Source organism: Burkholderia gladioli (assembly GCF_000959725.1).
In the GTDB taxonomy this organism is placed as follows: Bacteria; Pseudomonadota; Gammaproteobacteria; order Burkholderiales; family Burkholderiaceae; genus Burkholderia; species Burkholderia gladioli.
Genome location: NZ_CP009322.1, coordinates 1,961,897 through 1,987,351 on the forward strand (window position 1 = coordinate 1,961,897; position 25,455 = coordinate 1,987,351).

Genomic DNA, 25,455 nt, shown 5'->3' on the forward strand with positions numbered 1-25,455 from the left:
CGACACTATACTGTATATTCATACAGCTTTCACGGCGCCCCGCGGGCTGGGGATGACGGCGGCATCCGGTCGGATCCGCCCGACTGGAAGACACGACCGATCGAGGCCGGTTCCCGCTTCAGTCGAGCGGCGGCACCACGCCTTCCGACAAGGTCTTGAGCAGGCGCGCGCGGCGCCGCTCGAGCTCGGCGATCTGGCGCTCGATGGCGTCCAGGCGCCGGCGCTGCACCTCGCTGATCTGGTCGCAGGAGCGCGCGCCCTCGATCAGCAGCATGCAGTCGGGGAAACCGCGGATCTCGTCGAGCGTGAAGCCGGTCGCGATCATGCGCTGGATCTGCCTGACCTGCGCGACCGCCTGCGCCGGGAAGCGGCGATAGCCGTTGTCGGCGCGCGACGAGGCCAGCAGGCCATGCTCGTCGTAGTGGCGGATCGAGCGCACGCTGGCGCCGGTGCGCCGGGCCAGCGCGCCGATCGTCAGCCATTCCGGGGAGTTCGAGGCGTTCATGGGCGGCAGGCTAGCATGTTTCGCTTGACCCTCACACTGGTGTGAGGGTCGAGACTGGGTGGACCATCACTTCAGAGGAATCCTCTCATGTCCGCCCGTTCGTTGTTCCCCTCTTTATTTCGCCCGCTGTCCCGCCTGCTGCTGGCCGTGCTGTCGTCGGCCACGCTGTTCGCCGTCGCGCCCGCCGCGCAGGCAGCGCCCGACCACTACTCCGTCACCTCGAAGGACGGCGTGAAAATCGCCGTCGAGGAAAGCGGCAATCCCGACGGCCCCGCCGTGATCCTGATCCATGGCCTGCTCGGCAGCCGCCTGGACTGGGATGCCCAGCTGCAAAGCCCGGACTTGCGCCGGTTCCGGCTGATCAGCTACGACCTGCGCGGCCACGGCTTGTCCGACAAACCCGCCGGCGCCGAGCCGTATCATGACGGGCGCCGCTGGGCCGACGACCTCGACGCGGTGATCCGCAGCGCGCATGCCAGACGGCCGGTGCTGGTGGGCTGGTCGCTGGGCGGCGTGGTGATCTCCAACTACCTGGCCGCCTATGGCGACGGCGATATCGGCGGCGCCGTGTACGTGGATGGCGTGGTCGAGCTGAAGCCGGAGCAGTTGGTGAGCCATCCCGAGGTTTACCGGGACATGACATCGCCCGAGCTGCGGACGCATCTCGACGGCGAGCGCCGCTTCCTGGCGCTGTGCTTCCACCGCCAGCCCGATGCCGCCCTGTTCGAGCGACTGCTCGCCAATGCCGCGATGGCCTCGTGGGACATGCAGCGCGCGGTGCCGGGCATGACCGTGGCGGCCGCCGAGGGCTTGAGCCGCGCGCGCGTGCCGCTGCTGTTCATCCAAGGCGGCCGCGACGCGCTGGTCGATACGCCGGCCACCCTGGCCCGCGCCCGCGCGCTGAACCCGCGCATCGCGAGCAAGCTGTACGAGGAATCGGGCCACGCGCCCTTCATCGAGGAACCCGAGCGCTTCAACCGCGATCTGGCCGATTTCGTCGGATCGCTGTCCGCCGCACAACCCTGAGCCAAGGAGGCAAGCATGAGCATCGACACGCCGCCGCCCGGCGACGACGATTTTTTCCCCGGCTTCGCGCCGCTCGAGATCGAGGCCGGCGAGGTGGCGTTTCGCGGCCGGATCGGCGGCGACGGGCCGCCGGTCCTGCTGCTGCACGGTTATCCACAGACCCATCTGGCCTGGCGCCGGATCGCGCCGACGCTGGCGCGCTCGCACACGGTGATCGTGCCGGACCTGCCCGGCTACGGCGCCAGCCGCATCCGCCAGCCGTCGCCGCGCTGGAGCAAGCGGCGCGTGGCCGGGGCGCTGCTCGCGCTGATGGACGCGCTCGGCCATCCGCGCTTCGCGGTGGTCGGCCACGATCGCGGCGCGCGCGCCGGCTACCGGCTCGCGCTCGACCACCCGCGGCGCGTGAGCGCCTATGCCTCGCTGAGCGTGGTGCCCACGCTCGATGCCTTCGCCGGCGTCGACCGAGCCTTCGCGTTGAACGCCTGGCACTGGTTCTTCCTGGCGCAGCCGGCCGGGCTGCCCGAGCGGATGCTGGCGGCCGACCCCGATGCCTTCATCGATGCCGCGCTGGCCAGGATGGCCGGCGGCCTGGAGCGGATCGAGCCGCGCGCGCTCGCGGCCTATCGCGCCGCGTTCCGCGATCCCGAGGTGCGTCACGCGATCTGCGAGGACTATCGCGCGGCGGTGGAGGAGGACCTGGAGCACGACGCGGCCGACCGGGCGGCCGGGCGACGGCTCGACTGCCCGGTGCTGGTGCTGTGGGGTGAAAAGGAACGCAAGGCGGACGCGCCCTCGCCAGTCGAGACCTGGTCGCGCTGGGCCGCGACGGTGAGCGGCCACGGGCTGCCGGCCGGGCATCTGCTGCCCGAGGATGCGCCGGAGCCGGTGCTCGCGGCCTTGGCGGCGTTGCTGGGCGAAAGCGCCTGAGCACGAGGCGGGCGCCGTGCTGGCCGAACGGCCCCGGCGCCCGGCAGCCGGGGCGCGGCGGCGCATCGCTGCGCCGGGCCGCCCTCGCCGAGCCGCGCGCGGCTTACTGCGCCGGCGCGGCGGCCGGCGTGGCGAGCGGCTTGTCCTTGGCGACCACGTGCACCGTGATCAGCGCGACCGCCGCCTCGCCGTCGTTGCGCACGCTGTGCGCCACGCCCGCCGGCACCACGAAGGCGCCGCCGGCATGCACCACCTGTTGCGGCTTGCCGGCCACCAGCAACGTCAGGTCGCCCGACTCGACGTAGCTGATCTCGTCGCCGTCGTGGGTATGCCAGCCGAGCACGCCGCGCGGCGCGACCGTCACGCGCGAGACCACCGCGTGGCGCCCCGGCACCGAGACGTCCTGCGTCAGGACCTCGGTGCGGCTGATGCCGGGCGCCTGCGCGAACGAGGCGGCCGAGGCCAGGAAAAACGATGCTGCCAGGGCAATGCGTATCGATGTTTTCATGTGGGGGTCCCGCGTGTGGATAGGCCGGCTCGGGCCGCCGCACATGGTACTGCGCCGGGCCGCGCCGCGCTCGCGATTTCCGCTGCCGCAGGATTACCGTTGCGTACACATCGATCGGGCCGGGCTCCCGGCTTACGTTCTTCATACAAGACGGCCCACGTCGAGCCTGCCCGCCGATTCCTCGGCGTCACCAAACCGATTTATCATTGCTCGCCAGAACCGGCTCGCAACGGGCGAGCGAGGCGCTGCCCACCCCGGCCGCCGAGGACTCCCTTTCGTTTCGTATGCTCATAACCGACACCGGCGCGACCCCGGTCGCGCCAGCGGAAGGCCTGCCGGCGCAGGCCGAATGCGGCGCCCTGCTGCGGCTCGCCTGCGCGCATTTCGGGGTCGACGCGGCGCTGGTCGTCGGCCCCGGCATCGACGGCCCGGCGGCGCTGGCGGCCGAGGGCGCCTGGCCGGCAGCCCTGCCGCTCGATCCGTTCGCGCCAGGCCCGGGACAGGATTCGGAGCCCGAAGCGATGGTGCTGATGCCCGAGGCGGGGCCGGCCTGCCGGCTGGTCGGCGCGGCCGATGCGCACCGGCCGCGCCTGTTCGCCGCCTGCTCGCTGCGCGACGGCCACGGCGCCCGGCTCGGCACCCTGTTCCTGCTCGCCCCCGCGCGTCGCCCTCTCGACGGCTCGGAACACGCCTTCCTGCTCGATCTCGCCGCGCTGGCCGGCCCGGCGCTGGCGCGCGCGCTGGCCTCGGCGGCCGCGGCCCCGGCCGAGGCGCGCGCGGCCGCGCCCCCCCGTGCCGGCGCCGTCGACACCATCGACCAGGAACTGGTCGCGCTGGCGCTGAACGGCAGCGGCACCGGCATCTGGGATCGCGACGTGGCCAGCGGCGAGATCCGCTACTCGCCGGAATGGAAGGCGATCCTCGGTTATGCGCCGCATGAACTGAGCAGCCGCATCGAGGACGCGGTGGACCGCCTGCATCCCGACGACCGCGAGTATGTCCAGGCGGAGATGCATGCGCACTTCGAGGGCAGGACCGATCGCTACGAGGTCGAGCACCGGATCCTCTGCAAGGACGGCGGCTACAAGTGGATCTGCAGCCGCGGCAAGGTGATCGCCCGCGATGGCGACGGCCGGGCGCTGCGCATGGTGGGCGCGACCACCGACATCACCGCGCTGCGCGAGGCCGCCGCGCGCCTGCAGCAGACCATCGACCTGATCACCAACCTGACCGACGAGGTGGACGGCCTGGTGTTCCAGTATCGCGAGACGGCGGCGGGCGATCGTTTCTTCAGCTACGTGAGCCGCGGCATCCAGCAGATCTACGAACTCGAGCCCTCGCAGGTGGCGGCCAGCGCGGCACCGGTCGAGGCCTGCATCGATCCGCGCGACCTCGCCGCCTACCGGCACTCGTTGCGCGAGTCGGCCGCGCGGCTGACGCCGTGGCGGCTCGAATTCCGCGTGCAGCTGCCGCGCCAGGGCCTGCGCTGGCGGCACGGCGAGGCACGGCCGCAGCGCCTGGCGGACGGCGGCACGCTGTGGCACGGCTTCATCACCGACACCACCGAGCGCAAGCGCATCGAGGCGGAGCTGCACGAGCTCGCCACCATCGACCACCTGACCGAGCTGGCCAACCGGCGCGATTTCCTGGCCCGCAGCGAGGCCGTGTTCATGCGGCTGCGCCACACCGGCAACGGCGAGGCGGCGGTGCTGATGCTCGATCTCGACCACTTCAAGTCGCTCAACGATCGCTGGGGCCATGCGCTCGGCGATCGCGCGCTGCGCCACTTCGCCCAGTTGCTGCGGCAGGAGGCACGCAGCACCGATATCATCGGGCGCATCGGCGGCGAGGAATTCGCGGTGGTGCTGCCGGGCCTGAGCATCGACGCCGCGATCGACTACGGCCTGCGCCTGCAGCAGCGCATGACCAAGGCGCCGCTGGCGGTCGGCGAGCGGCTGGTGGCGCTGACCGTGAGCATCGGCATCGACCGCATGAGCGCCGCCGATCTCGGTGTCGACCAGGTGCTCACGCGCTGCGACAAGGCGCTGTATGTCGCCAAGGCGCGCGGGCGGAATCGGATCGAGTTGTATACGGATTGAAACCTGGGACCTGATGCACGCCGGACCGGGCGATTACAATCCGGCGGTAGCTGCCTGACGAGACGCATCGATCCTCCCGATCCGCACGACAAATCGAACCCGCTCGCCGCATCATGACGACAACAAGAAGAAGCCTCGCGCTCATCGCCGCCGCTCTGCTGGCCGGGTCGCTGCAAGCCCACGCCCAATGCGTCGACCTGATCGCGCCGCTCGACGACAGCCAGCTGCTGCCCTCGCGCATCGCGCTGATCGATCGTGCCGCGCCCGCCGAGCAGATCCGCATCCTCGCCTACATCTTCGAGCTCGACCAGACCGGCAGCCTGGTGCTGCGCCACCTGGTGCAGGCCGCGCGCCGCGGCGTGCCGGTCAAGCTGCTGGTCGACGGCATCGGCCCCGAGCCGCACTACCCGATCGAGGACGAGCTGATCGTCGCCCTGCACCAGGTGGCGCCCGGGCTGGCGCTGCGCATCTTCCACCCGCGCGCGCAACTGGCCGAGCTCTCGCATCGCATGCACGACAAGCTGTTCCTGGTCGGCGACACCGCCGTGATCGGCAGCACCTCGATCTGGGATTCGAGCTTCCGCAACTGGCTCAGCGAGCGCGACCTGATGGTGGCCGGCGATGCCGGCCAGGATGCCTCGACCCTGCATGCCATGCACCAACATTTCGACCTGTTCTGGGGCAGCGAGGCGGCGGTCAGCCCCGAGCCGGAAAAATTCCTCGGCATCGACTCGCCCTATCGCATCTCGCAGGGTTACGCCACGCTCGATCCGACGCGCATCCGCTACTGGCGCGAGCGCCTGCTGGCGCCGCTCGATATCGATGCGGGCGCAACCGACGCGAACGGTGCCGCCGGCGCCCCCTTCGATCCGAGCTGGACCCCGATCGCCTGCGAGCGCCTGCGCTACATGCACGACCAGCCCGACAAGCGCTCGCCCGGCACGCTACAGGACATGCTGCACGAATTTGATCGCGCGCAACACGACATCCTCGTCATCAACCCCTACCTGATCCTGGTGCCGGCGCTGCGCGACGTACTCGTACGCAAGCAACGCGAAGGCGTGCGCGTGACCCTGGTGAGCGCCTCGCTGGCCAGCACCGCGCAGGAATTCCCGGCGGTCGGCCGCGCCTATGCCGACGAATTGCCGGGCCTGGTGAACGCCGGGATCGAGGTGCTCGAGTATCACGACCGCGAGAACCGCATGATGCACGCCAAGCTGGTGCGCATCGACGGCCATCGCTACTACCTCGGCAGCTACAACTTCGATCCGCTGTCGGCGCACGCCAACACGGAAAACGGCCTGTGGATGGATATCCCCGAGGACGGCGCCGATCCGCTGCGCGACAGCGTGGCGTTCTACCTGCGCCATGCGAGCCCGGTGACCGATGCCGACGGCCACCTGCTGGAGGATCCCGATGCGCGCTGCCGGGCGGCGGGCTGCGGCGGCGTGTGGGGTTGGGTGACGAAGCTGATCTGGGGTTATCTCTGAGCGCGGATCACGCATCGCGCCCGCGCCGCGAACGCTTCAAGCCGCGCCGGGCGAATCCACGGTCTACAGGGTGAACAGGCGCACCGCGTCGTCGAGTATCTCGGCCTGCCGCGACAGGCTGTGCGCGGTCGCGGCGCTCTGCTCGACCAGGGCGGCATTGCGCTGCGTGGTGTCGTCCAGGTGCAGCACCGAATCGTTGATACTGTCGATACCCTGCGACTGCTCCTGGCTCGCGCCGACGACTTCGGCCATGATCGAGCCCACGCGCGTCATCACCTGATCGATCTCGGCCATGCGCGCGGCAGCGTGCGACACGCTCGACGCGCCCTCAAGCGCGACACCGACGTTCGATTCCACGATCGAGCGAATTTCGCGGGAAGCGCCGGCGCAACGCTGTGCCAGGGCCCGGACCTCGCCGGCCACCACCGCGAAGCCCCGGCCCGATTCGCCGGCGCGCGCGGCCTCCACGGCCGCATTCAAGGCCAGGATGTTGGTCTGGAAGGCAATGGTATCGATCGTCGCGACAATCGCCACGATCTGCTTGGAGGATTGCGAAATCGCCTCCATGGTCCGCTCGGTGGCCTGCACCGCATCGCAGCCGGTCCGGGTCGTGGCGCGCGCCTGCTCGACGATCTCGTTGGCGTGCCGCGCGGCCTGCGAATTGCTCTTGACGGTTGCGGTCAGTTGCTCGAGCGCGGCGGCCGTCTCCTGAAGCGCGGCCGCCTGCATCTCGGTCCGATTCGACAGATCCAGGTTCGCCGCGGCGATCTCCCGAGTCGCGAACGGCAACTGCACGGTTTGCTTGCGCACGTCCGAGACGATCGCCGTCAGATTCGTGACCGGGACATGCGACGAGCGCACGCGCCGCGCCGCGATGCGGCTGGCTCGTGCCCGCGGCGTCTCGGTGGCCGGCGCGCCGGGCCATCCGGTGCGTGCCGCAAAACTCGCCGCGCTGCTGGCCGCAAGTGCCTGCACCGGCGCTCCAGGCGCCGGATGCGAGGGCCGAACCGGCCGAGGAGGATTTCGCGAGTATCCGGATCGACGGCGTGCAACTGTCGATCGACGATCTCGGCACCGGCTACGCTTGCCTGGCAGCGCTGCTGGATGTCCCCTTCAACGAACTGAAGCTCGACCGCCGCTTCGTCGGCGAGGCGCTCCGCGATCCCGATGCGCGACGCATTCTGCACACCACGGTGGCCCTGGCCCGGGAGCTGGGGATGCGCTGCGTGGCCGAGGGCGTCGAACAGCGCGCGATCGCCGAAAGCCTGCAACTCGAGGGCTGCGACGCGGCCCAGGGCTGGCTGTGGGCCCCCCGATGGACGAACCCGCCTTGCTCGCCTGGTTGAGCGACCATGCTCATCGGGTGCCGAACGACCGGCACCTCGCCGAGACTGCCTGATGAAGCGCGACGCTGCCCGTGACGGCCGCGCGGCCGCCGCCGGCATTGATGCCAACGCGCACCTGGCGCTGGCCTGCTTGCCGAGCTGACCGTCGGCGCCGTCGAGCCCGACGACACCACCGTGGCGCTGTCCGCCCCCGCCCGATCGGCCGGCGTGAGGCAGGGAAAACACCAGCGACGCGCGGCACGGCCGGCACCTTCAGCATCGTGACGCGCCTGCCGACATCAATGTCATGCGGGGATGCGACGACTGCCGGCAGGCCTCCCCGGCCGCCACGCCGTCGACTGGAAAGATAGGATCCTGTTTATTATGGAGTGCATATGTTTGTCGCAATCGGATGGATCGTGGTGCTCGCCTCGGTGATCGGCAGCTTCGTCGGGGTGGGCGGCCATCTGCCCGCCCTGCTGCAGCCCTTCGAGCTGCTGTGCATTTTCGGGGCTGCAGCGGGGGCGTTCGTGGTCAGCAATCCACGCGACACGCTCGGCAAGACCCTGAAATCGCTGCCGTCGTGCTTCAAATCGACCAGCTATACGAAAACCCAGTATCTCGAACTGATCGCCCTGCTCTACGAGCTGCTCCAGAAGGCGCGCCGCGACGGCATGCTGTCGCTCGAATCCGATATCGAGAATCCGGCGAACAGCCCGCTGTTCCAGAAGTACCCGCATGTGCTGGGCGACCACCACCTGCTCGATTTCATCATCGACTACCTGCGCATGATGTCCACCGGCAATCTCAATCCGCTCGAGATGCAGGACCTGATGGACGAGGAGCTCGAAACGCATCACGCCGAGGTCTCGGTCGCGCCGTCGGCCATCCAGAAGATGGCCGACGGCCTGCCGGCATTCGGCATCGTCGCGGCCGTGATGGGGGTGGTGCATACCATGGGTTCGGTGGGCGCGCCGCCGGCGGAACTCGGAAAGATGATCGCCGGCGCCCTGGTGGGTACCTTCCTCGGCATCCTGCTCGCCTATGGTTTCGTCGGCCCGCTCGCGGACCTGCTCAACGCCAAGGGCCGCAATTCGGCCAAGCCGTTCCACTGCGTGAAGGCGGTGCTGCTGGCATCGCTGAGCGGCTATGCGCCGGCGGTGGCGGTGGAGTTCGGCCGCAAGGTGCTGTTCACCGCCGATCGCCCGAGCTTCCAGGAGCTCGACGAGGCGGTACGCGCCACCAAGACGAGCAAGGCCTGAGGGAGCACGGCATGAATAACGACCGGGCCGCGGAACAGGCGGTACGCAAGGCGGCGGGCGGCACGACGGTGGTGCGGCGCGTCAGGAAGAACGCGCACGAGGGGCATCACGGCGGCGCATGGAAGATCGCCTACGCGGATTTCGTCACCGCGATGATGGCGTTCTTCCTGCTCATGTGGCTGCTCGGCTCGACCTCGAAATACGATCGCAAGGGTATCGAGGACTACTTCAATACGCCCCTGTCCACGCTGCTGGGCACGCATGCCGACAGCAACGGCACAGCACGCTCCAGCGTGCTCCAGGCAGGGGGGCAGGATCTGTCGGACCGGCGCAACGGCAACGGCCATGCCGCGTCGGCACCCGCCGCGCCGGCCGTCGATGTCGATGACGCGGCGCGGCTGTCGCGCCTGAGGCAGCAATTGAGCACGCTGGTCGAGGAGAACCCGCAGTTGCGTGCGTTCAAGGACCAGATTCGCCTGTCGATCACGCGCGAGGGCCTGCGTATCGAGATCGTCGACTCGCGCAGCCGCCCCATGTTCGCCACCGGCAGCGCGAGGCTGGAGGACTATGCCAGCGACATCCTGTTTCGGATCGGCACGCTCCTGAACCAGGTCGACAACCGCGTGTCGATCGCGGGGCATACCGATGCGGTTCCCTATTCGGGCGGCATCGCCGGCTATTCGAACTGGGAACTCTCTTCCGAGCGCGCGAACGCGGCGCGGCGCGCGCTGGTGGCGGGCCATCTGCGCGAGGACAAGCTGCTGCAGATCCGCGGGCTCGCCGACGTGCTGCCGCTCGATCAGGGGGCGGCCGACGCCGAGGTGAACCGGCGCATCAGCATCCTGGTTCTCAACAAACAGGCCGAGCGCGCCTTTTTCGCCGATGCGGCGGCCGGGCCGCCGGCCACGACACCCGGCACGCCCGCCGGGCCCTGAACGCCGCGACGGGCCCGGGCCAGTGCCGCCTCATAGCGACACCTGATCGAAACCGCGGCGATTCAGACGGATGTGCAGGACCACCAGCGCGTGCCAGGGACAGTCGCGCGACACCGCTACGCTGCCCGGCGTGGGCATCCCGAGCCGGGCATGGCAGCCGTCCAGCGCGGCGTGGAACGCCCGGGCCGCCGACCAGCGTATCGCGAGCGCCGCCGCCGCGAGCGCCATCAGCATGTACGGGCGAAGACCCGGGCAATGGAGCCGGGCCGCCGGGATCCGCAGCATGCCCAGCGACACCAGCACGCCCGCCTGCACCAGCACGCCGGCCAGGCCGGCGAGTTGCAGATGCGCGCGCCATTGCTCGAGTCGGGATGAAGTCATGATGGGGGGGCTCCGCTGAATCGGACGATGTCGAGGCACGCGCCTGTCGATCCGTCAAGCGATGGTAACGGGGTCGGCGGCCGGCAACCTTAAGCAAGCTTCAGGCAGGCCGAGACTCGCGCGGCGCTCGATTACAATCCATGACACGGCAAGGCCGGGCAAAGTGGGTCATCATTCCCGTCGCCCCCTCACCCGCCAGCGAATGAAAATGCGACTGCTTCTCGTTGAAGACGACGACCTGATCGGCAGCGGCCTGGAAATCAGCCTGCGCCAGGCCGGTTACGAGGTCGACTGGTTGCGCGACGGGATCGCGGCCCAGGCCGCGCTCGCCACCGCCGGCTACGCACTGGTGGTTCTCGATCTCGGCCTGCCCGGCAAATCGGGCTCGGCCCTGCTGCGCATGCTGCGCGCGCGCGGCGACACGATTCCGGTGCTGGTGATCACCGCCCGCGGCACCGTGGCGGACCGCGTGCGTGGTCTCGACGAGGGCGCGGACGACTATCTGGCGAAACCCTTCGATCTGAGCGAGGTACTGGCCCGCTGCCGCGCCCTGGTGCGGCGTTCCCAGGGCCGCACCCGCGACGCCTTCGTCCGGGGCGACATCGCCATCGACCTGACAAGCCGCGTCATTACCCGCAATGCGTCTCGCATCGCGCTGACCGCCCGGGAGTGGGCGATCCTGATCCAGCTTGTCGGCCAGCGCGGCGTGCCGCAATCTCGGGCGCGCCTGGAGGACGCCCTGTACGGCTGGCAGGACGGCGTCGAGAGCAACGCGATCGAGGTCCACGTGTCGAACCTGCGAAAGAAGCTCGGCGCGGACTTCATCCGCACCGTGCGCGGCATCGGCTACGTGGTCGAGCCCGCATGAGCAGTCGCTCGATCCGGCGCGGCGCCACCCTGCTCGCCCTTGGCTGCGTCGGCACGGTCTGGCTGCTTGCCGTATTCGGCTGCTTGCACCTGGTCGACCGCGAGATCGAGGAATGGCAGGACGCGCGACTGGCTGAATACGCGGATTTCCTGCTGCGACTCGACGCGCCCGACCTGACCCGATTCGCACGCGCGCCGGTCGATGCGAGGGTGGAGTTGCCGCGTGCCGGCGAGCCTCCCGGCACGGAGCGGGATGGAGACAAGCTGCCGCGCCAGATATTTTTCGAGGTGCGTGATGCCGGTGACCGCGTGCTCGCCTCGAACCTGCCGCCCGAGGCGGCGGCCGCCACCCTGGCGCCGGGTTACGGACAACCGCCGGCTCCGATGCGCATGCGCGGCATCGAATGGCGCAGCTTCGCGTCGCGCGAGGCCGGCTCCGGCCGCAGCATTCGCGTGATGGAAACCGCCAATACACGCAGCGACCTCGCCGCGCGCGTGGCGCGCGGCATCGTCTGGCCGCTGGGCGCCGCGCTGCCGGTGCTCGCCCTGCTGCTCTGGTATGCGATCGGCAGGGGGCTCACGCCACTGACCGCGCTGTCCACGGCGATCGCCGCGCGCGACGCGCGCTCGCTGGACCCGATCGGCGCGGCCGCGGTACCGCGCGAGGTGGAGGTTCTGGTCGATGCGATAGATCGGCTGCTGGATCGCCTGCGCACCTCGATCGCGCGCGAGCGCACGTTCACGGCGGACGCCGCCCACGAGTTGAAGACCCCGCTCGCCGCCATCAAGATCCAGGCGCAGCTGGCATTCGCCTTCGAGAACGCCGCGCTCAGGCAGCAGGCCTTGCAGCGCGTGATCCAGGGCGTCGACCGCGGCGCGCGGCTGGCCGAGCAACTTCTGCTGCTGGCACGACTCGACGAATACGAGCGGATTCCCAGCCTGGCAGTCGCCGTGGCGCCGCTGATCGATGCCGCGGTGACACGGCATGCGGAGTCTGCCGCCGACCGGGACACGCGCATCGAGGTCGACTGCGAAGCCGGCCTGAGCGCGCACGCCGATCCGGTCCTGTTCGGCATCCTGCTCGACAACCTGCTCGACAACGCGATCAAGTACGGCACGCGCGGCGGACGGATTCGAGTGTCGATGCAGCGCCAGAACGCGCGGCGGCGCCTGTCGGTCAGCGACGACGGCCCCGGCGTGCAAGCGGACGAATACCCGCGGCTCACCGACCGCTTCTATCGCGGTCTCGGCGCGCAATCGCCGGGCAGCGGCCTGGGTCTGTCGATCGTGGCACGCATCGCGCATTACCTCGGCGCTCGCCTGTGGTTCGAGCCCGGCCTCGACGGGCGCGGCCTGTCGGTCCTGGTCGAGCTGGACGCGGCAAGCCCGGACGATGCGCTACAGCGCGACAAGGGCCTTAACGTTTCGTTAAGCATTCCGCATTAGACTCGATTCGCTCATCCAACTCAAATTCGCTCCTCGGGGTGTTCCATGTCGAAACCGGATCGATACGATGGCGTCGCACGCCTGCTGCACTGGTTGATCGTCCTGCTGGTGCTGGTCCAATACCTGCTCGGCTGGTGCATGCCGGATGTGCATCACGACACGCGACCGGTCGGCCTGATCGCCGCCCACCTGGCGGTCGGTACCGCGCTGCTCGCCGCCATGGCGCTGCGCGTGATCTGGCGCGCCACCCATCGGCCGCCTCCGGTCGAGCTGTCGCCCGCCGCGCGCCTGCTCTCCGCGCTGACCCACGGCGGCCTGTACCTGCTGCTGATCGCGGTGCCCGTGCTGGGCTGGATCAATGCCTCCTCGCGGGACTGGCCGGTATTCCTGGCCGGCCTGTTCCCCTTGCCCTCGCTGTCGCCGAGCGGCTCCGCGTTCGGCCACGCCATGGGCGACGTGCATGGCGTGCTGGCCTGGGTCTTGATCGGTCTGATCGGCTTGCATGTCGCCGCGGCACTGCTGCATCGCTTCGTGCTGCGCGATCGCGTGCTGCAGCGAATGCTGCCTTGGTGAGCACGGCGCGGCGGCGCCTCAACCCGCCGCCAACTCCTCGGTGACGGCCAGGAAACGCTCGATATCCTCGGATGTGTGGCAATGCAGCGGCGAGATCCGCACCGCACCCGCCAAACCGAAGGACTTCAGCATGCGGCCCGAATACAGGCTGGTAGCCACCCGCTCGTAGACGATCACGCCGCGCTTCTCGTACTCGCGCACCGCCTGCGTCGGCTCCAGTTTCGCGAAGCCGATGCCGACGATCAGGTCGCGCCGCGCCAGCTCGTCGTGATCCCAGTACACCTCGACGCCGTCGATCGCCCGCAGCCCGCGCCGGCCGCCCCGGCCGTCGAGCAGGGTCGCCAGCAGCGCGCGCTCGTGCGCCTCGATGCGTTCCATGCCCGCCACGAACAGCGCGCGCCGATCGTTCGAATCGACGAAGTGCCGGCCGATCCACACCACGTAGTCGACGATCGCCGTCACCACCGCGAACTGCGCGGGCGCCGGGCTGCCGAGTTCCCAGACCCCTTGGTCGCGCGCCGCCAGCCGGTGATGCGGCAGCGCCGCCGCGCGCGGCGACAGCCAGGAGATGCCCGAGCCACGGCAGCCGAAGAACTTGTAGGGCGCGAAATTGATGCCGTCGACGGGCGTCTCGCGCAGGTCGATCAGGCCATGCGGCGCATGCTGGACCGCGTCGACCAGGATGTACAGGTCCGGCTTCACGGCGCGCGCGCGCGCCACGATCTCGGCCAACTCGAACTTCGCGCCCGAGATGTTCGAGGCCGCCATCACGCTGAGCAGCGCCGTGTCGGCATCGACCAGCGAGACGATCGCCTCGACGTCGACGCCACCGGTGCGCGGATTGCTCGGCGCGAGCCGCAGCGACTTGCCGGTGCGCTGCGCGTAATACGTCATCGCGTCGTACGAGGACGGATGCTCGAGGATGGTGGTGACGGCATTGCCGCCGGGCACGTTCTCCATGATCGCGCGCACCATCTCGAACATCGCGCCCGAGGCGGTCAGCGAGGGATAGACGCTGCCGCCGACGGCGTTCAGGATGGTCCGCACGTCGGCCTCGCCACCGGCCTGGATCGCCTGTAGATCGAGCGCGCGCGCATGGATGCGCTCGGGACAATCGGGCAGCGCGTCCACGCGCGCCCAGGCCTCGACGGCCGTCTTCAGGCGGAACGAGCCGCCCGCGTTGTCGAGGAACAGGCGCTCGCGGCCGTCGATATCGCGATCGACGTGATGGAAACGCGACCTGATTTCCGTCATCAGGGTTTCGGGGAAAAAAGCGCCTCGTTCACTGCTCATCTGTCTTGCTCCTGTCATTATCGATTTCCGCCGGCCCACCGGGGCCGGCCTCATTGCTCCAGCGAGGCGAGATAGGCGCGGCCCTTCGCTTCGTCATACCGACCTTCCCACCTGGCGATCACCAGCGGCGCGAGCGCATTGCCGACCACGTTCAGCGCGGTGCGCCCCATGTCCATCACGCGGTCCACCCCGGCGATCATGGCCAGGCCCTCCAGCGGCAGCCCGGCGCTGGCCAGCGTCGCCAGCAGGATCACGAACATGAAGCCGGGCACGCCCGCCGCGCCCTTCGAGGTGACCACCATGGTCAGCGTCAGGACCAGCTGCTCCTGCCAGCCGAGATGAATGCCGTACAACTGCGCGACGAACAGCGTGCCGATGCCCAGATAGATCGAGGCGCCGTCGAGATTGAAGGTATAGCCGGTCGGCACCACGAAGGTGGTGATGCTCTTGGGCGCGCCGTAATCCTCCATCTTGCGCATCAGCTGCGGCAGCACGGTGGCCGAGCTGCAGGTGGAGAAGGCAATGATCAGCTCCTGGCGGATCACGCGCAGCAGCGTCATGATCCGGAATCCGAACAGACGCGCGGCGAGGCCGAGCACGCCCAGCGCGAACAGCAGGATGGCCAGGTAGGTCACCGCCACCAGCTTCAGCAACGGCAGCAGCGAGGCGAAGCCGAAATTCGCCACGGTCACCGCGATCAGCGCGCACACGCCGATCGGCGCGTAGCGCATCACCATGCCGGTGACGTTGAACATGGTGTCGGCGATGCCCTTGAGCATCGCCAGCACCGGCTTGCGGTACTCGTCCGGCACCGCCTGCAGGCCGAGCCCGAACAGCAGCGAGAAGAAGATCACCGGCAGCAGGTCGCCCTTGGCCATCGAGGCGACGATGTTGTCGGGAATCACGCCCAGCAGCAGCGCCATCAGCCCGTGATGCCCCTGCACCTGCCGGGTCGCCTGCTGGTAGCCCGAGATATCGACATGGCCGAGCCGCGAGAGATCGGTGCCCACGCCGGGCTGCAGCAGGTTGCCGATCAGCAGCCCGAGCACGATCGCGATGGTGGTGACCACCTCGAAATAGATCAGGGTCTTCAGGCCGATGCGCCCGAGCGACTTGCCGTCGCCCACGCCGGCGATGCCGATCACCATGCTGGTGAAGACGATCGGCACCACGATCATGCGGATCAGCTTGATGAAGATGTCGCCGGCCGGCTGCAGGAAGCCCGTCACGGCGGCCTCGCGCAGCGAGGGGAAACGGTTCAGCACCAGCCCGGCCGCGATGCCGAGCGCCAGGCCGATCACGATCTGCCAGGCCAGGCCCAGGCGCGGCCGGCGAACCGTGGGCGGGGCGGGCTGGGCCGGCGGGGCGGGCGGGTTGTCGACGGCGGTATCCATGCTCACTCCAGGTTGGTGGGTCGGTGCGATCAGGCCACCACCTTATGCAGCCGAAATAAGCAAAAAAAGCGATTTTTTGATATGTGAAAATATCGCTTTTCTTCATGCGAGGGCCGCGCGATGCTGACCTTCAAGCAGATGGAGGCGCTGTACTGGATCGTCCAGCTCGGCTCCTTCGAGGCCGCGGCCGCGCGGCTCAATACCACCCAGTCGGCCGTCTCCAAGCGCATCCAGGAACTCGAGCGCGCCTTCGAGCTGACCATGTTCGATCGCGCGCATCGCAGCGCGCGGCTCACCGACAAGGGCGCGGAACTGTTCGAGCACGCGCGGGATCTGCTGGAGCGGCGCGACCGCATCGTCGAGCAGATCATCTCGAAGGAGGCGCTGGTCAGGCAGATCCGCATCGGCGTGACCGAGCTGACCGCGCTGACCTGGCTGCCGCGCCTGGTGGCGGCGATCCAGGCCGCGTATCCGAAGGTGCGCGTGGAGGCCGAGGTGGACCTCAACGCGACGCTGCGCGAGCGCCTGGCCGCCGACACGATCGACCTGATCGTGGTGCCGCGGATCCACGCAACCGAACCCTTCGCGGCCACCCCGGTGGGCCGCGTCGACAATGCCTGGATGTGCGCGGCGGGCGTGGCGCCGCGGCGCCGGGGGCCGCTCGCGCTGGCCGACATCGCGCAACTGCCGCTGATCCTGCAGGGCAACCTGTCGGGCACCGGGCAGCTCTACACGCGCTTCCTGCAGGAGCAGGGCGTGAACCTGCAGCGCGTGCTGGCCAGCAACAGCCTGATCGCGCAGATCGGCCTGGCGCTGTCGGGCCTCGGCATCAGCTACCTGCCCCGAGCCTGCGTCGCGCATCTGGTCGACAGTGGCGCGCTCGAGGTGGTGCGCACGCGCCCCGCCCTGCCGCCGGTGCACTACGTCGCGCTGCACCGCGCCGAGCGGGCCCAGGCCCTGCATGCCGAGATCGCGCGGCTGGCGGCGCAATCCTGCGACTTCGGGCTCAACCTGATGGCGCCGGCCGCGCCGCGTGCCTGAGGCGAGCCGGCCCGCGCAACGCCGCCCGGCCCGCATCGCCGGTTGGCTCCCGCCCATCGCCGGTGGTAGACTGCGCTGCGATTTTTCCCACCCGATTCCTATGCGCCGGCGCTCCCGCACCCGATTCACCGCATGGCTTGGCCTGCTGGCCATGTGGCTGATCGTGCTCGCGCCGCTGGTCAGCCAGCTGCTGGCGGCGCATCGCGCGGACGATCCCACCGTGGCCGCGATCTGCTCGACCGCGCACGCGCCATCGCAGTCGATGGCCATGTCGATGCCGATGCCGGCCGACAGCGCGATGCAGATGGATCACACCGACCCGCTGGCCGCCTGCGGCTACTGCGACCTGCTCGCCGACCATCTCGTGCTGCCCAGCCTGCCGCCCGCGCCGCTGGTGCTGGTGATGCTGGTCGCGCTGGCCGCCGCGCCTGTTCTGTCCACCCGCTTCACGCCGCTCGGCGCCTTCCCTTCCGGCCGCCCCCGCGCCCCACCCCGGCTTTCCTGAGCCTTGCCTGTTGCCTGCCGCGCCACGCCCTGCCTGGCGCGGGCAGCCGCATGTCCATGCATTCCAGGAAATTCCATGTTGTCCTACCTATCCCGAGCGGCGCATGTCCGCTCGCGGCCGCGTGCCCGCGCCATCGCGCTGGGCCTGCTGCCCTTTTCCCTGCCCCTGCTGATCCAGCCGGCCCATGCCGACAACACGGCTGCCGCCGTGCCCGACGCCGCGCGCAAGCAAGCCGGGCCCACGTCCGGCACGACGCCCTCGCCCGACGCCCCCGTTGCGGTGCTGCCGACCGTCAACGTCAGCGCCGCCTCGCCCGCCGGCGGCGGCACCGCCCGCCCCGCGCTGGACCCGAACCTGCCGGCCTCGACCGAAACCGTCACGCGCCGCCAGTTCGAGAACTGGAACGTGGTGAATACCGAGGACGTGCTGAAGTACATGCCCAACCTCGCGGTGCGCAAGCGCTTCATCGGCGATCTCAATTCGATCATCGCGGTACGCGGCACCAGCAATTCGCAGAGCGCGCGCGGCCTGGTCTACGCGGACGGCCTGCTGCTGTCGAACCTGCTCGGCAACAGCTATTCGTTCCCGCCGCGCTGGTCGATGGTGTTCCCGGCCGAGATCCGCCAGGTGGACGTGATCTACGGGCCGTTCTCGGCGCTCTACCCGGGCAATTCGCTGGGCGCCACGGTGCTGATCAGCACCCGGATGCCGACGCACTTCCAGGCCGATGCCGACCTGAAGGCCTTCACCCAGCACTTCAGCCTGTTCGGCGTGAACCGCAACTTCAACGGCAGCGAAGGCAGCGCGACGATCGGCAACCGGATCGGCAAATTCTCGTTCTTCATCGGCGCCAACCACCTGGAGAACACCAGCCAGCCGCTGCAGTTCGCCACGCTCGCGAAGTCGAGCACGCCGGCGAAACCGGGCGACATCCCGGTGACCGGCGCCTCGTTCTACAACAACCAGACCAATACGCCGACGGCCGTGCTCGGCGTGAACGGCGAAGGCATCGAGCACACCGTGCAGGACCAGCTCAAGCTGAAGCTGCAATACGACTTCACGCCGACCTTGCAGGGCGGCTTCACGCTCGGCTACTGGCACCAGACCTACAACAGCGACACGCCGAGCTTCCTGCGCGACGCGAACGGCAAGCCCGTCTACAGCGGGCTGGTGAACATCGGCGGCTACGAGTACAACATCCCGGCCGCCGCGCTGGCGCCGAGCCTGGGCTGGAGCGAGAACTGGCTCTACGGGCTGTCGCTGAGGACGCATCACGCGACGGGCTGGAACGGCGAGGCGATCGCCTCGCTCTACGACGTGTCGAACAGCGTGGCGCGCACCGCCAATTCCGGCGTGCCCGGCAACGGCCCGGGCCTGGTCGCCTACGGCGACGGCACCGGCTGGAAGACGCTCGACCTGAAGGCGACCTGGACCCCGCCCTCGGCGCAGGCGGGCCTGGCCAACCACGCTCTCAGCTTCGGTTACCACTACGACAACTACTACACCGACAGCCGCACCTTCAACACCGCCGACTGGCGCGACGGCGCGGCCGGCAGCCTGGCCAACGCCTTCGCGGGACGCACGCAGACCCAGGCCGCCTATGCGCAGGATGCCTGGCGCTTCCTGCCGCGCTGGAAGCTCGTCTACGGGCTGCGCTACGAGGACTGGCAGGCTTATGGCGGCTCGCAATCGCTCGGCGGCACCCGCCTGCCCTACGCCGGCGCCGACCAGCATCACTACTCGCCGAAGGCCTCGCTGTCCTTCGACCTGACCGACGAGCTGACGCTGCGCGCCTCGATCGCGCGTGCCTACCGCTTCCCGACCGTGGGCGAGCTGTTCCAGGGGCAAATCACCGGTTCCTCGATCGTCAACAACAATCCGAACCTGCAGCCCGAGAACGACCTGTCGAAGGAACTGACCGCCGAGTGGGCGCACTGGAACGGGTTGTTCCGGCTCTCGCTGTTCGAGGACGAGGTGAAGAACGCGATCTTCAGCCAGACCGACATCACCGTGATCCCTAACGTCACCAACTTCCAGAACATCGGCAAGGTGCGTTCGCGCGGCGTCGAGCTGAGCTACACGGGCCAGGATGTCGGCCTGCGCGGCCTGGACCTGATCGCGAGCCTGGCCTACACGCAGTCGCGGATCCTCGCCAACGCGCAGAACCCGGCCACGGTCGGCAAGACCTTCTATCGGATCCCACTGTGGCGCGCGGATCTCGCCGGCACCTACCGCATCGGCGAACGCTACGCGGTGACGCTCGCCGCGCGCTACTCGGGGCGCCAGTACAACACGCTGACCAACACCGATTCGAACCCGAACGTGTTCGGCGGCACCAGCAGCTACCTGGTGGCCGATGCCAAGTTCACTTTCCATCCGAGCAAGCTCAGCGAGATCGGCGTGGGCATCGACAACCTGTTCGACTCGCGCTACTTCGTCTACCACCCGTATCCGGGCCGCACCTTCTACCTGGAAGGCCGGCTGCGGATGTAGGGGCGCGGGGCGCCGGCCGAATGCCGGCGCCCGCCGCTCCCCCTTTTCGATGAAGCGGGCCGCCCGAAATCCGGCCCGGCTTCGTCACGCCCGATCGTGTGACCCTACTAACATCATGAGATTGCATTCTCACATTTAATGTGATTTCATTATCACCCGCGACGGGCCGCTTCCGACCGAGCCCGCTCCGCCCTCATGACAAGGAAGAGACCCAGATGGAGACAATCGCCGTGATCGGCAGCAACATGGTCGACCTCGTGACCTACGTCGAGCGCATGCCCGTGCGCGGCGAGACGCTGGAGGCGCCGAACTTCGAGCTCGGCTGCGGCGGCAAGGGCGCCAACCAGGCGGTGGCGGCGGCGCGCCTGGGCGCGCGCGTGGTGATGGTCAGCAAGGTCGGCGACGACGTGTTCGCCGACAACACCCTGCGCAACTTCGAGCGCGAAGGCATCGACACCACCCACGTGGGCCGCGTGCCCGGCGTGCCCAGCGGCGTGGCGCCGATCTTCGTCGAACCCGATTCCAGCAACAGCATCCTGATCGTCAAGGGCGCCAACCGGCACCTGCTGCCGGCCGACATCGAGGCGGCCGCGCCCAAGCTGCGCGAATGCGCGCTGATCGTGCTGCAGCTCGAGATCGAACTCGAGACCGTCTATCACGCGATCGAATTCGGCGCGCGGCACGGCATCCCGGTGCTGCTGAACCCGGCGCCGGCCACCGCCGCGCTCGATTTCGAGCGGATCCGCACGGTCGAATTCTTCGTGCCCAACGAAACCGAGCTGGCGATCGTGTCCGGCATGCCGGTCGATTCGCCCGAGGCCGCGGCGCGTGCCGCGCAGGCGCTGGTCGCGCGCGGCCTCAAGCAGGTGCTGGTCACGCTGGGCGCCCAGGGCTCGCTGCTGGTCTCGCGCGAGGGCGTGCAGCACGTCGCCGGCGTGCCGGTGCAGGCACGCGACACCACCGGCGCGGGCGACGCCTACATCGGCTGCTTCGCGCGCTACTACGCGAGCTCGCGCGACGCGGCCAGCGCCATGCGCCACGCCTCGGCCTATGCCGCGCATTCGGTCACCGGCTTCGGCACCCAGAAGTCCTACGCCGACGCGGCCGGCTTCGAACGCTTCCTGCGCGACGCCGGCCGCTGAGCGCGGCGCCGCCCATCGACGCAACCAGACAGAGAGACAACCCCGGGAAGGAGACACCCATGAGCCGAGCCAGGATCGAACAATCGCCCGACGGCTATTACCTGAATCGCACGCCCCTGTTCGCGTTCACGCTGCTGTGCTGCCTGTTCGCGCTGTGGGGCACCGCCGCCAACCTCAACGACGTGCTGATCGCGCAGTTCAAGAAGTCCTTCTTCCTGTCCGATTTCGAATCGGCCTTCGTGCAGTCGGCCTTTTATCTCGGCTACTTCTTCCTGGCGATCCCGGCCGCCACGGTGGTGAAGAAATTCAGCTACAAGACCACCATCCTGGTCGGCCTGCTGCTCTACACGACCGGCTGCCTGCTGTTCTTCCCGGCGGCCTCGACGGCCAAGTACAGCATGTTCCTGGTGGCGCTGTTCGTGATCGCCGCCGGCCTGTCCTTCCTCGAGACGGCCTCGAATTCCTATTCGACGCTGATGGGCCCGCGCGAGACCAGCACGCGCCGCCTGAACATCTCGCAGACCTTCTACCCGTTCGGCGCGATGGCGGGCGTCTACATGGGCAGCTTCCTGATCTTCAAGCAGGGCGACGCCTCGCACGCGCAGCTCGCGGCGATGTCGGCCGCCGAGGCGCATGTGCACCAACTGGCGATGATCCAGGCCACGCTGGAGCCCTACAAGTTCCTGATCGTGGTGCTGGCCGCCGTGTTCGTGGTGTTCGCGCTGACGCCCTATCCGTCCTGCAAGGGCAACACCGGCACCGCGGCCACGCATCGCATCGACGCGCGCGGCACGCTCGCGCGCCTGTTCGGCAACCGCCGCTTCGTGGCCGGCATCGTCGCGCAGTTCCTCTACGTGGGCGCGCAGGTCGGCGTGTGGAGCTTCACGATCCGGCTGGCGATGCAGATCGGCGGCCTGAGCGAACGCGGCGCCTCGCGCTACCTGCTGGCCACCTTCTTCGCCTTCTTCGTCGGCAAGCTGGTCGCCACCCTGGTGATGAAGCGCGTCGGCCCGGCCAAGGTGCTGATCGTCTACGGCGTGCTGTGCATCGCCCTGCTCGCCTACACCATCAGCGTGCACAACATCACGGCCGTCTACGCGGCGGTGGGCGTGAGCGTGTTCCTGGGCCCCTGCTGGCCGACCATCTACGGGCTCACCATCGACGGCCTGGGCAAGGACACCGAATACGGCGGCTCGATCCTGGTGATGAGCATCGTCGGCGGCGCGGTGGTGCCGCTGATCCAGGGGCTGATCTCCGACCACACCGGCGGCAACATGCAGCTCGCCTTCGTGGTGCCGCTGGCCTGCTTCGTGGTGATCGTCTACTACGGCTACTACTGCCTGCGCCACCGGCCGGCCGCGACGCCCGACGTGCCGGGCGAGGCCGATGCCGGCTCGCGCTACGTCGACACGCGCCACACCTCGGGAGCCTGAGCATGCGAGGCGAGATCGAACTGCGTCGCGACGACTTCCGCGAGACGCCGCGCACGCTGTACCGCGCCGAGGGCATGAGCGTCACCGCCTTCGCCTATCCATCGGGCGTGGAGGCGCTGCGGCTGGAGAATCGCCGCGGGCAGCTGGTGGTGCTGCCCTACCTGGGGCAGATGATCTGGGCCGCCGCCTTCGACGGCCGCGATCTCACCATGAAGCAGATGTTCCGGCAGCCGAAGCGCGCGGCCTCGATCATCGACACCTACGGCTGCTTCATGTTCCATAGCGGCCTGCTGCGCAACGGCTGCCCGGGGCCGGAAGACACGCACGCGCTGCACGGCGAGATGCCCTGCGCGCCGATGGATCGCGCCAGCCTGGTGGTGGGTGCCGACCAGCACGGCGGCTGGCTGGAGGTGACGGGCGAATACGAATACGTGCAGGGTTTCGGCAGCCACTACCTGGCGCGGCCCTCGGTGCGGCTCGCCGAGCACGAGGCGCTGATGCGCATCGGCATGCAGGTGACGAACCTGGGCGGCACGCCGATGGAGCTGATGTACATGGCGCACCTGAACTACGCCTATGTGCCGGGCGCTCGCTTCGAGCAGGCGCTCGGGCCCGGCGGCCTGCGTCTGCGCGAGAGCGTGCCGGCCCATGTCAGGCCGACGCCGGCCTGGCGCGACTACACGGCGGCGCTGGCGCGCGAACCCGAGCGGCTCGCCACGCTCGACACGCCCGGGCTGTACGACCCCGAGATCGTGTTCTTCATGAACCGGGCGCGTGCCGGCCGGGACGGCCTGGCGCATTTCCGGCTGCATCATCCGGACGGCGGCGCGTTCCATACCGCCTATCGCCCCGAGCAGTTCCCGCATGCGACGCGCTGGATCCTGCACAACGCCGACCAGCAGGTGGCCGCCTTCGCGCTGCCCTCGACCTGCGAGCCCGAAGGGTACCTGGCCGAGCAGCGCAAGGGGCACGTGGCCGTGCTCGCGCCCGGCGCGAGGCGCGAATTCGAGGTGCTGACGGGCTATCTGAGCCCCGCGGAAATGATGGAGGGGAAGTACGCGATGGAGCCCGCGCGCGATGCCTGAGGGACCGCGCCGCCCGCGCTCAGGTCACCAGGGCGATGCCGTGTTCGCGCAGGCTGCTCTCGTAGCGCGGGTTCGGCTGCGCATCGGAGATCACGTAGTGGAAGTCGGTCAGTTCGGCGAAATAAGCCGCGCGGACTTCGTCGAACTTGCTGTGGTCGACCAGCAGGAAGCGGTTCTGCGCGCGCTGCATCACCTTCTTCTTGGCGTCCACTTCATGGAAGTTGAAGCAAGTCACGCCGCAGCGATCGCTCACGCCGGCCGCCGAGATGAAGGCCTTCGAGACGCGCACCGTGTCGAGGATGCCGGTCTCGGCCACCGATTCGAATACCATGTTCTTGCGGTGATAGACCCCGCCGCACAGAATCACGCTGCAATGCGGCTTCTGCTGCAGCTTGGCGAACACGTTCAGCGAATTGCAGACGGCCGTGAATTCGAGTTCGTCGGGAATGAAGTCGATCAGGAAGGGCGTGGTGGAGCCGCAGTCGACGAAGATGGTGTCGCCGGTCTTGACGAACTGCGCGGCGAGCTTGCCGAGGCGGCGCTTCTGCTCGGTCTGCCGGTGGTTCTCGGCGCTGATCAGGTATTCGCCGATATCGCTGCGCTGCGCATCGAAATGGCGCGTCACGTAGCCGCCGATCAGGCTCAGGCCATGCGGATTGTCGGCCAGGTCGCGGCGGATCGTCATCTCGGACACGTCGAACAGCTCGGCCACTTCCCGCAGATGAATCGCGTTCTGCCCTTGCAGCACGTTCATCAGCGTCCTGATCCGTTCGCCCTTCCTGGTTTCCATGCCTGTATCCTGCCTGCCCGTCGCGTGTGGTGCCGGGCGCGGGGGCCCGGTCGGAATGTCGTATTTGTAACAAACCGATGTGAAAACATCAACTTTCCGTGTGCCGTTTTTTCTATCCATTCGACGCACGCTCCGTGGAGTTCCAAAACATGTCGCTTTCCAACGCCCAACTCGCCCAAACCATCGATCACACGCTGCTCGCGCCCGACGCCAGCGACGCGCAGATCCGCGAACTCTGCCGCCAGGCGGCCGAGCATCGCTTCTACTCGGTCTGCGTGAATTCGGCGAACGTGCCGCTGGCCGCGCGCGAGCTGGCCGGCAGCCCGGTGCTGGTCTGCTCGGTGGTCGGTTTCCCGCTCGGCGCGGGCCTGTCCGCGGCCAAGGCCTTCGAAGCCTCGGCCGCGATCGCGGCCGGCGCCGGCGAGATCGACATGGTGGTCAATCTCGGCGCGCTCAAGAGCGGCCGCCTCGACGACGTGAAGGCCGATATCGCGGCCGTGCAGCAGGCCTGCGCCGCGGTGCCGCTGAAGGTGATCCTGGAGACGGGCCTGCTCGACGAGGCGCAGAAGGTCGCCGTCTGCGAGATCTGCCGCGAGCTCGGCGTGGCCTTCGTGAAGACCTCGACCGGCTTCGGCCACGGCGGCGCGACGCTCGACGACGTCCGGCTGATGCGCCGCGTGGTGGGCCCGGAGATGGGGGTGAAGGCCTCGGGCGGCGTGCGCGACCGCGCCGCCGCGCTGGCCATGATCGAGGCCGGCGCCACGCGCCTGGGCACCAGCTCGGGGGTGGCGATCGTCAGCGGCGGGGAGAACCAGGGGAACGGGTACTGAGCAGCGGAATGTGACAGGCAGCCATCCGGCTGCCTGTTGAAGCGGACCTCGCCGAAGCGCGCCATGCCTTTTCAAGGGACAGCCGCGACGGCGAGCTTCGTGCGG

Annotated in this window: 24 protein-coding genes; 17 read left to right on the plus strand and 7 right to left on the minus strand. The window is 68.9% G+C overall.

Translation table 11 applies throughout. The features are described 5' to 3' along the window. Positions 1-118: 118 nt before the first annotated feature. On the minus strand, positions 119-505 hold the full coding sequence (locus tag BM43_RS08835; RefSeq protein WP_036055836.1) for a MerR family transcriptional regulator: 387 nt from the start codon (positions 503-505) through the stop codon (positions 119-121). Between the two features lie 87 nt (positions 506-592). On the opposite strand from BM43_RS08835, the gene BM43_RS08840 reads away from it, so the two are divergent. Continuing rightward, positions 593-1,531 carry an alpha/beta fold hydrolase gene (locus BM43_RS08840; RefSeq protein WP_042284983.1) on the plus strand — a complete coding sequence of 313 codons (939 nt, stop codon included), beginning with the start codon at positions 593-595 and terminating at the stop codon, positions 1,529-1,531. Positions 1,532-1,546: 15 nt separating this feature from the next. Beyond that, positions 1,547-2,458 (plus strand): alpha/beta fold hydrolase, encoded by a 912-nt coding sequence (locus BM43_RS08845; protein WP_036055835.1) that lies wholly within the window; start codon positions 1,547-1,549, stop codon positions 2,456-2,458. 103 nt (positions 2,459-2,561) lie between these two features. On the opposite strand, the gene BM43_RS08850 is transcribed toward BM43_RS08845, so the two are convergent. Next, positions 2,562-2,966: a cupin domain-containing protein gene (locus BM43_RS08850; RefSeq protein ID WP_042284985.1), complete on the minus strand. Its 405-nt coding sequence runs from the start codon at positions 2,964-2,966 to the stop codon at positions 2,562-2,564. 284 nt (positions 2,967-3,250) lie between these two features. Between BM43_RS08850 and BM43_RS08855 the strand changes: the two genes are divergently transcribed. Together BM43_RS08855 and BM43_RS08860 are read left to right on the plus strand one after the other, a co-directional pair. Further along, positions 3,251-5,065 carry a sensor domain-containing diguanylate cyclase gene (locus BM43_RS08855; protein ID WP_036055834.1) on the plus strand — a complete coding sequence of 605 codons (1,815 nt, stop codon included), beginning with the start codon at positions 3,251-3,253 and terminating at the stop codon, positions 5,063-5,065. Positions 5,066-5,178: 113 nt separating this feature from the next. After that, complete coding sequence (locus BM43_RS08860; protein ID WP_036055833.1) at positions 5,179-6,555, plus strand: phospholipase D-like domain-containing protein; 1,377 nt, start codon at positions 5,179-5,181, stop codon at positions 6,553-6,555. A 63-nt stretch (positions 6,556-6,618) separates the two neighbouring features. On the opposite strand, the gene BM43_RS08865 is transcribed toward BM43_RS08860, so the two are convergent. Next, positions 6,619-7,284, minus strand: a complete 666-nt coding sequence (locus tag BM43_RS08865; RefSeq protein WP_272947765.1) for a methyl-accepting chemotaxis protein — start codon at positions 7,282-7,284, stop codon at positions 6,619-6,621. Between the two features lie 236 nt (positions 7,285-7,520). Between BM43_RS08865 and BM43_RS08870 the strand changes: the two genes are divergently transcribed. The 3 genes from BM43_RS08870 (at position 7,521) to motB (ending at position 10,077) form a co-directional block, all read left to right on the plus strand. Beyond that, on the plus strand, positions 7,521-7,901 hold the full coding sequence (locus BM43_RS08870) for an EAL domain-containing protein (RefSeq protein ID WP_036055832.1): 381 nt from the start codon (positions 7,521-7,523) through the stop codon (positions 7,899-7,901). Positions 7,902-8,275: 374 nt separating this feature from the next. Next, a complete protein-coding gene (motA, locus tag BM43_RS08875; protein ID WP_013690705.1) occupies positions 8,276-9,142 on the plus strand; it encodes a flagellar motor stator protein MotA in 867 nt (288 codons plus the stop codon). 11 nt (positions 9,143-9,153) lie between these two features. Further along, positions 9,154-10,077, plus strand: a complete 924-nt coding sequence (gene motB / locus BM43_RS08880) for a flagellar motor protein MotB (protein WP_036055831.1) — start codon at positions 9,154-9,156, stop codon at positions 10,075-10,077. A gap of 30 nt (positions 10,078-10,107) precedes the next feature. On the opposite strand, the gene BM43_RS08885 is transcribed toward motB, so the two are convergent. Beyond that, on the minus strand, positions 10,108-10,458 hold the full coding sequence (locus tag BM43_RS08885) for a hypothetical protein (RefSeq protein WP_036055830.1): 351 nt from the start codon (positions 10,456-10,458) through the stop codon (positions 10,108-10,110). Between the two features lie 208 nt (positions 10,459-10,666). On the opposite strand from BM43_RS08885, the gene BM43_RS08890 reads away from it, so the two are divergent. The 3 genes from BM43_RS08890 to BM43_RS08900 are packed head-to-tail and all read left to right on the plus strand — an operon-like array spanning position 10,667 to position 13,344. Next, positions 10,667-11,326 (plus strand): response regulator, encoded by a 660-nt coding sequence (locus BM43_RS08890; protein ID WP_013690708.1) that lies wholly within the window; start codon positions 10,667-10,669, stop codon positions 11,324-11,326. Continuing rightward, the gene (locus BM43_RS08895) at positions 11,323-12,771 is read left to right on the plus strand and encodes an ATP-binding protein (RefSeq protein ID WP_036055828.1); all 1,449 of its coding nucleotides are present in this window, start codon (positions 11,323-11,325) and stop codon (positions 12,769-12,771) included. The genes BM43_RS08890 and BM43_RS08895 overlap by 4 nt, the downstream gene beginning before the upstream one ends. Positions 12,772-12,816: 45 nt before the next feature. Beyond that, positions 12,817-13,344, plus strand: a complete 528-nt coding sequence (locus tag BM43_RS08900; RefSeq protein WP_036055827.1) for a cytochrome b — start codon at positions 12,817-12,819, stop codon at positions 13,342-13,344. 18 nt (positions 13,345-13,362) lie between these two features. On the opposite strand, the gene BM43_RS08905 is transcribed toward BM43_RS08900, so the two are convergent. Both BM43_RS08905 and BM43_RS08910 read right to left on the minus strand, forming a co-directional pair. Beyond that, the gene (locus BM43_RS08905; protein WP_036055826.1) at positions 13,363-14,637 is read right to left on the minus strand and encodes an aminotransferase class V-fold PLP-dependent enzyme; all 1,275 of its coding nucleotides are present in this window, start codon (positions 14,635-14,637) and stop codon (positions 13,363-13,365) included. 50 nt (positions 14,638-14,687) lie between these two features. Then, positions 14,688-16,031, minus strand: a complete 1,344-nt coding sequence (locus BM43_RS08910; RefSeq protein ID WP_036055825.1) for a cation:dicarboxylate symporter family transporter — start codon at positions 16,029-16,031, stop codon at positions 14,688-14,690. Between the two features lie 120 nt (positions 16,032-16,151). Here BM43_RS08910 and BM43_RS08915 point away from each other — a divergent pair, with 120 nt between their 5' ends. The 6 genes from BM43_RS08915 (at position 16,152) to BM43_RS08940 (ending at position 23,730) form a co-directional block, all read left to right on the plus strand. Next, positions 16,152-17,072, plus strand: a complete 921-nt coding sequence (locus BM43_RS08915) for a LysR family transcriptional regulator (protein WP_036055824.1) — start codon at positions 16,152-16,154, stop codon at positions 17,070-17,072. A gap of 100 nt (positions 17,073-17,172) precedes the next feature. Next, a complete protein-coding gene (locus BM43_RS08920; protein WP_036055823.1) occupies positions 17,173-17,577 on the plus strand; it encodes a DUF2946 domain-containing protein in 405 nt (134 codons plus the stop codon). A gap of 75 nt (positions 17,578-17,652) precedes the next feature. Then, a complete protein-coding gene (locus BM43_RS08925) occupies positions 17,653-20,070 on the plus strand; it encodes a TonB-dependent receptor (protein WP_036055822.1) in 2,418 nt (805 codons plus the stop codon). Between the two features lie 215 nt (positions 20,071-20,285). Then, positions 20,286-21,212 carry a ribokinase gene (gene rbsK / locus BM43_RS08930; protein WP_036055821.1) on the plus strand — a complete coding sequence of 309 codons (927 nt, stop codon included), beginning with the start codon at positions 20,286-20,288 and terminating at the stop codon, positions 21,210-21,212. Between the two features lie 59 nt (positions 21,213-21,271). Next, positions 21,272-22,645 carry an L-fucose:H+ symporter permease gene (gene fucP / locus BM43_RS08935; protein ID WP_036055820.1) on the plus strand — a complete coding sequence of 458 codons (1,374 nt, stop codon included), beginning with the start codon at positions 21,272-21,274 and terminating at the stop codon, positions 22,643-22,645. Between the two features lie 2 nt (positions 22,646-22,647). Continuing rightward, the gene (locus tag BM43_RS08940) at positions 22,648-23,730 is read left to right on the plus strand and encodes an aldose 1-epimerase family protein (protein ID WP_036055819.1); all 1,083 of its coding nucleotides are present in this window, start codon (positions 22,648-22,650) and stop codon (positions 23,728-23,730) included. Between the two features lie 19 nt (positions 23,731-23,749). Here the strand turns inward: BM43_RS08940 and deoR are convergent, their stop codons facing one another. Further along, positions 23,750-24,520, minus strand: coding sequence for a DNA-binding transcriptional repressor DeoR (gene deoR / locus BM43_RS08945; protein ID WP_036055818.1), 771 nt, complete (start codon positions 24,518-24,520; stop codon positions 23,750-23,752). A 149-nt stretch (positions 24,521-24,669) separates the two neighbouring features. Between deoR and deoC the strand changes: the two genes are divergently transcribed. Continuing rightward, positions 24,670-25,350, plus strand: coding sequence for a deoxyribose-phosphate aldolase (gene deoC / locus BM43_RS08950; protein WP_036055817.1), 681 nt, complete (start codon positions 24,670-24,672; stop codon positions 25,348-25,350). Positions 25,351-25,455: the final 105 nt, after the last annotated feature.